This is a genomic window from Mycobacterium sp. FW102-FHT13B02 (assembly GCF_058790275.1).
In genome coordinates this window covers 1-4,762 of the sequence record NZ_JBYTCM010000052.1, presented here as the reverse complement: position 1 = coordinate 4,762, position 4,762 = coordinate 1, and the positions used below count along the sequence as shown (strand labels likewise).

The following is a 4,762-nucleotide window of genomic DNA, read 5'->3' as shown; positions in this document are numbered from 1 at the left end:
TGTCCGTTCTCATTGATTCTGGGGCATTCTCATTGAATCTGGGGTAAGTGCGTGTCTTTCTCATTGAATCTGGGGCACGAGGCTTAGCGTTTATGTGTGCTGACGTCGGCTGTTTCGGCTGGGCCAGGTGTAGCGAGTGCAGTGGACTTGGAGTTCAACACCCGCGAGGGATGCACGCGGCAATCGCTGGACCGATGTGCTGCAACCCGGTTTGAGTTGGACTGTTCACCAGTGCGGAATTTCCCCTCGTTTCGAGGTCAGCGTAACTTTCCCGGGCTGTGGTGGTTCGCCACAACCGGCGCACATGTAGGTCACGAGTCCTGGGTAGAACGTGACCAGTTGATGGCGTTGGATGCCGATCCGGATGTTGTTGGTGTTCTGTCGCAACCATTTTGGATTCATTGGCGTGACGGCACGCGGCATGCTCCTGACTACTTCGTGCGGCGCCGCGATGGATCTGTCGTCGTAGTCGACGTTCGTGAGGACGACCGGATCTCTGACGCTGATCGGGACGTGTTCGATCGGTCTGCCGCCACGTGCGCGATGGTCGGTTGGGATTACCTGCGTGTCGGTTCCCTCGATCCAGTGCTGCGGGCGAATCTACGTTGGTTGTCGGGTTATCGGCATCCGCGAGTATTGAAGATCGGTTTGGCTGATCAACTGGCGGAGGTCTTCGCTCGGGTCCGTCCGTTGATGGCTGGTGTGCACGCGGTCGGGACTCCTTTGGTGGTGCTGCCCGTACTGTTTCATCTGCTCTGGCACGGCCGTTTAGTTGCCGATCTGCAAGGAGCGGCACTTGGCGACGACACGGCGATTGGCCTCGGGACCGGGTGGTGACCTGACGTGCGAACGGGTGTCGTCCGAGAGGGAGACGAAATCCGTTTATCAGCAGGTGTTTTCACCGTCGTAACCCTGTCGGGCGGATCAGCTCGACTGGTTGACGCTGTCGGCGAGCAGATTGTGGTGCCGCTCTCGCAGCTGATGGTTGATCCGGCATTGGAATTGGTGTCGGGGTCGCGACCGCCACTGTGTTCTGAGGAAATGCTGGCTGGCATTCCCGAGGCAGCCGTCGAGCAAGCACGGTGGTGGGAGCGCCACATCGTGGAGATCCTCAGCGGCCGCCCGCCTGGGACGGCCGCGGGCATTCGTCCCCGCCCAGAGTTCGACACGGCGAAACGATCTCTGCGGCAGCGTGAGCTGGCCAAGTTGGACGAGCTGCGTGCCGCCGGCCACGACGTGAGTCGGAATGCGTTGCAGCGTCGCCGATTTGCCTACGAACGGGACGGGCTCCTGGGAGTGGTTGACGGGCGCCATAATCGGCGGCGCGCGGTATTCGGCCGTGTGGACGACCGTGTCGTCGCCGCGGTGCGGGATGCGATCGAGGGCGAGACCGACCTGTCAACGGGAACGGTGCAGCGTCTGCAACGGCGGGTCGCCAAGACGCTGGTGGCCACCTATGGTGCCGACGACGCGCCCGCGATGCCGTCGCAGCCCACCTTCTACCGGCTGGTCAAGCGCCTCGCGGAAGGACGGCACACGTTCGGGTCAGCACGGACGCGGCGATCGCTGTCCAAGCAGCCCGATGGCCCATTCGGGTCGATCACCGTGGTGCGCCCCGGCGAGATGGTGGAAATCGATTCAACCCTTCTGGATGTACGGGTAGTGCTCGATGACGGCATGGTAGACCGAGTCGAGCTGACTGCGATGGTCGACAACGCTACGCGGTCCATCCCGGCCGCGGTGCTGCGACCGACGACCAAAGCAGTGGACGCGTCACTGCTCTTGGCGCGGGCATTGACGCCCGAACCGATGCGCCCGGGATGGGCCGATGCGCTGCGGATGTCCCGGTCGGTACTTCCGCACCACAGCCTGACCAGTGTCGATCAGCGCCTGGCCGATGCTGCGGCCAGGCCGGTGATCGCTCCCGAGACGATCGTCTGCGATCACGGGAAAGCGTATCTGTCCCAAACATTTCGGCAAGCGTGCTGCACATTGGGGATCAATCTGCAGCCGGCTCATCCCGACTGCCCGACCGATAAGCCGAAGATCGAGCGGACATTGCAGTCGGTGGGCACCCTGTTCGCACAGTACGTGGCCGGTTACGTCGGTTCATCGGTGGAGCGGCGTGGGAAAAACGCCGAGGACGACGCGGTGTGGTCGATGATTGAGCTGCAGGCGCTGCTGGACGAGTGGATCATCGCGGTGTGGCAGAACCGCCCCCACGATGGCCTGCGGGATCCGGTGACGCCGGGGAAAGCGTTGTCTCCCAACGAGAAATACACTGCCCTCGTTGAGGTGGCTGGCTATGTACCGGTCCCACTGGACGCCGACGACTATATCGAATTGCTTCCCGTGCAGTGGCGCACAATCAACAGTTACGGGGTCCGGATCAACCATCGCACCTATGACGCCAAGGCGCTCAACCCATACCGGCGCCAGCATTCCGGGGTCGATGCCCGTAACGGACAGTGGGAAGTGCACTACGACCCGTATGACGTGTCGAGGATTTGGGTGCGCAATCACCACGAAGACGGATGGCTGGCCGCGACGTGGACGCACCTTCGGTCCTCGCCGGTGCCGTTCGGCGAGACACTGTGGCGCCACGCCCGCTCCGTAGCCGACCGCAGAGGGGCCCAGAAGACCCAGGAAGCGGAGATTGCGGCCATCGCGGAGGACTTGCTGGACCGCGCCGCCGCTGGGCCGCAGCAGCAGACGAAAGCCGAGCGCCGAGTGACTGGACGGACCAGCGCCGCGAGCGCCGGCCGGGACTGGCCGGACCCGACGGAATCATCCGAACATCATGGCCCGTCACCGTCGGAACGGGCCGCCGACAACGAGACTTTCGACGATGACGGCGAGATGGCGGAGGTCATACCCCTGCCGGTGTTTGATGCACGCAAGGAGGCCCAAACGTGGCGACTGTGACCGAGATTGCGGCGGTGGGTCAGTTAGAGGATCGCCGCCAGCCGACCACGACGCTGGAGGGCTGGCGGCGTTTTGTTGATGCCGATCCGCCGGAGTTCACGTTGCTCGCCGACGACGAGTGGGCCAGCCTCGGTGAGGACGAGCGGACGGCCTACAACGAGGCCCGGGTTGCGCATCATTCGGAGCTGGTGGTGGTCACCACGTCGGCGATCGAAGCGATCACCCATCAGGGCCGGCTGTTGACATTGCTCAACCAGCGCGAGATCGGGGCCCGGCGCGGGCTGATCATCTCCGGCGGGGCAGCGACGGGGAAAACTACGGCGATCAAGCAACTGGGTCGGTTTCACGAATTGCGCACCCGTGCACGGTTTCCCGGCGATGAGAGCCGGATTCCGGTGGTGTATGTGACGGCCCCGCCGAAAGGGTCGCCCCGCAAGTTGGCGATGGAGTTCGCACGGTTTCTGGGGCTTCCCACGCTCAATCAGCGGATGAACGTGACCGATATTTCCGATGCCGTGTGCCAGGTGCTCATCGATGCCCGTACCGACATCGTGGTGGTCGATGAAATCCACAACCTCAACCTCGACACCCGCGCCGGCGAAGAACTGTCCGACCACCTCAAATACTTCACCGAGCATCTGCCTGCGACATTCGTTTACGCCGGGATCGAAGTGGAACGCTCGGGGCTGTTCACCGGCACGCGGGGACGGCAGTTGGCCGGCCGTTGCGGGGTGATCCACACCAGCGCATTCCCCGACGCCAAGGAGTGGCGACAACTCGTCGCCGCCATGGAAGGTACCTTGCGTCTGCATCGACACGAACCGGGAAGCCTTGTCGCCCAGGCCCGTTACCTGCACCGCCGCACCGGCGGGATGATCGGCAGCCTGGCCCACTTGATCCGGGCTTCAGCAATCCAAGCGATGCTCGACGGCACCGAGCACATCACCCGCGAGGCCATGGACGATATTTTGATCGACTACGCCGCCCACACGGCCGCGGCCCGCACGGCCAGCTGACGTGGCAACTGTCAGGCCGTGGCCGCGCGGACCACGCCAGCGGCTCCCGCGAACGATCGCACCGTTCCGTTGGGAAGCCGTATCGTCCTACATCGACAGGCTGGCCCGCGCCAACCATATCGGCGTCTCCACACTGCGCGGCCATGTCGCCGAATCATGCGCAGCCCGGCCGCGACCGGACTGGTTGGCCGTCGTCAGCGGCCAACCTGAGCAGGTAATCCGGTCCCGTCTCTGCGGGCTTGCTGGCGACCCCACCGCGCTCAAGCAATATCTCCGCCGCCCTTTGTGTCAAAGATGTATGGCACGCAAGGGAATACACGAACCCGTCTACTGCTACCTGCCTGCACATGTCTCCGTATGCCACCGTCACCGACGCTGGATCGGTTCACCAACGCGCGTTCTTGACGACCAGGTGGATCTTCGTGACCGGCCCACGGTGCTCAGTGCCGGGCGCACGCATCGGCGCTTGGCCCGTCAGTATTCAGAGGTCGACCTTCATGACGCCTTGGGCGACGCCCGCCACATCCTGGTCTTCTGGGCTCACGCAGAGCGTCACGTGGCGGCGGGGATTCTGCAGAATGGCCTAGAAGCGCACGTGGTGGCCTACCCCGATGTGATCGCCGTAGCCGCAACATTGCTCACAGCTCGCCCTCGGGTTGAACAGCCCAGGACGCCAACGGAACCCGCCTGGCCGACGCTACTGCTCGACCGCATCAACGAACGCACCGGCGCCCACCATGCCGACGCCACCCCCGTCGAGCAATGGGCGCAGTACCGACGCCTATTCGCCACTGCCGTATTGACGACACGCTCAGACGGCG

The 4,762-nt window shown here is 63.9% G+C and carries 3 protein-coding genes and 1 pseudogene; all 4 read left to right on the top strand.

All coding sequences use genetic code 11. From position 1 onward, the window contains the following. Positions 1-96: 96 nt before the first annotated feature. Entirely contained in the window at positions 97-837 is a 741-nt protein-coding gene (locus AC3WTE_RS32350) for a TnsA-like heteromeric transposase endonuclease subunit (protein ID WP_011894084.1), read from the top strand. A gap of 123 nt (positions 838-960) precedes the next feature. Next, a complete protein-coding gene (locus AC3WTE_RS32345; RefSeq protein WP_005148662.1) occupies positions 961-2,925 on the top strand; it encodes a TnsB C-terminal domain-containing protein in 1,965 nt (654 codons plus the stop codon). Continuing rightward, positions 2,913-3,941, top strand: coding sequence for a TniB family NTP-binding protein (locus tag AC3WTE_RS32340; protein WP_005148661.1), 1,029 nt, complete (start codon positions 2,913-2,915; stop codon positions 3,939-3,941). The genes AC3WTE_RS32345 and AC3WTE_RS32340 overlap by 13 nt, the downstream gene beginning before the upstream one ends. 412 nt (positions 3,942-4,353) lie before the next feature. Continuing rightward, a pseudogene (locus tag AC3WTE_RS32335) lies at positions 4,354-4,762 on the top strand (hypothetical protein); the annotation flags it as partial.